General features: G+C 38.9%; 1 protein-coding gene. It reads left to right on the forward strand.

Annotated elements, in window-relative coordinates; genetic code table 11:
• Positions 1 to 134 precede the first annotated feature (134 nt).
• On the forward strand, positions 135 to 1,475 hold the full coding sequence (gene pssA, locus CXF78_RS16990; protein WP_102037430.1) for a CDP-diacylglycerol--serine O-phosphatidyltransferase: 1,341 nt from the start codon (positions 135 to 137) through the stop codon (positions 1,473 to 1,475).
• Positions 1,476 to 1,561 lie beyond the last annotated feature (86 nt).

Below are 1,561 nucleotides of genomic sequence, written 5' to 3' on the forward strand. Positions count from 1 at the left end.
TTGAAGTTACTTATTCCCTCAATTTATCAGTAAACATGGCATGTGTTACTTGCTAAACAGTTGAACAGCGTACTTACAATTACAATATATCGCTGTGATGTTTTTTAAATTTGATCCCATTACTGATTATCGTAATGGCCACCCATTTTAAGGAGGATGCCTTGCTGGATAAGCTAGGTGGTATTGCCCTAAATGCAGATGCTGTGTCTTGGTTGCTTAAGCCAAAAGATTTTAAGCAAGCCTTACTTACTAAAATTGCATCGGCAACATCTTCAATTTACATCGCAGCATTATATGTTGAAGATGATGAAGCTGGCCGTGAGGTATTACAGGCGTTATTAGACGCAAAAAACCAAAACCCACAATTAGATATCAAAGTGTTAGTTGATTATCATCGTGCACGCCGAGGCCTAATAGGTCAAAAGGGTGACAGTGGTAACTATATTTTATATCGTCAATTAATGGATCAAGCATCGCACCCGTTTGATATTGTCGGTGTACCGGTAAAGTCTCGCGAATTTATGGGTGTACTGCATCTTAAAGGTTTTATCATTGACGACACTGTTATTTACAGTGGTGCGAGTATTAACAACATTTATTTACACGAGCAAGAAAAATACCGTTTCGATAGATACCATGTTATCGATTGTCCTGAACTAGCACGCAGTATGCGTGACATGATAAAGCAGGATATTGTTAGCGATCCTGCCGTGAGTGTTTTAAGTCAAGCGGCAGACAATGAAGATAACCCTGAAAAGAACGATGTAAAAAGTTTTAAACATCGTCTATCACAGGCGCGTTATCAGTATACCTCTACAACAGTGGGTAATCGTGTTACGCCATTGATGGGTTTAGGTAGAAAAAACAACGAATTAAATGACACTATTGTTAGGTTGGTTGATTCGTCGACTAAAGAGTTGTTTATTTGTACGCCTTATTTCAACCCGCCGACAATTTTAACTCGTGCATTAGCAAGACATCTGCGTGATGGCAAAAAAATTGATATTGTTGTCGGTGATAAAACGGCGAATGACTTCTACATTCCGCCGGATCAAGATTTTTCAACGATTGGTGCGTTGCCGTACATGTACGAGCAATCACTGCGTAAATTTGCCAAAAATCAGCAATGGGCTATTGAGAACGGACAACTGAATATTCATCTATGGAAAGATGGTATTAACAGTTTTCATTTGAAGGGCATCAGCGCCGATAATAGAAAACATCTGATAACAGGTTCGAACCTAAACCCACGAGCGTGGGCATTGGATTTAGAAAATGGCTTATTATTGCATGATGAGTCAGGATGCTGGAAAGAGTCGTTTATCCAGGAGCAGCAATATATCTTGCTACACACTGAGCGATTATTCCATTACAGCCAAATTGATACTTTGCAGAAATACCCTAAACCGGTGAAAAAAATCATGAATCGAATTCGCCGTTTAAAAGCAGACTTTTTATTACGCCGTATTCTATAATTTCCTCCTAATGTATTTATCAGTTCATCACCAATATTGGTGATGAACTTTTTTCATCTCAGAGTTACCAAATGTCAGAACTGCCG

The organism is Shewanella sp. 11B5, from assembly GCF_002836795.1.
Lineage (GTDB): Bacteria > Pseudomonadota > Gammaproteobacteria > Enterobacterales > Shewanellaceae > Shewanella > Shewanella frigidimarina.

Excerpts from the sequence above, each read along its gene's own strand:
- pssA (WP_102037430.1), top strand. The coding sequence starts at position 135 with ATGGCCACCCATTTTAAGGAGGATGCCTTGCTGGATAAGCTAGGTGGT.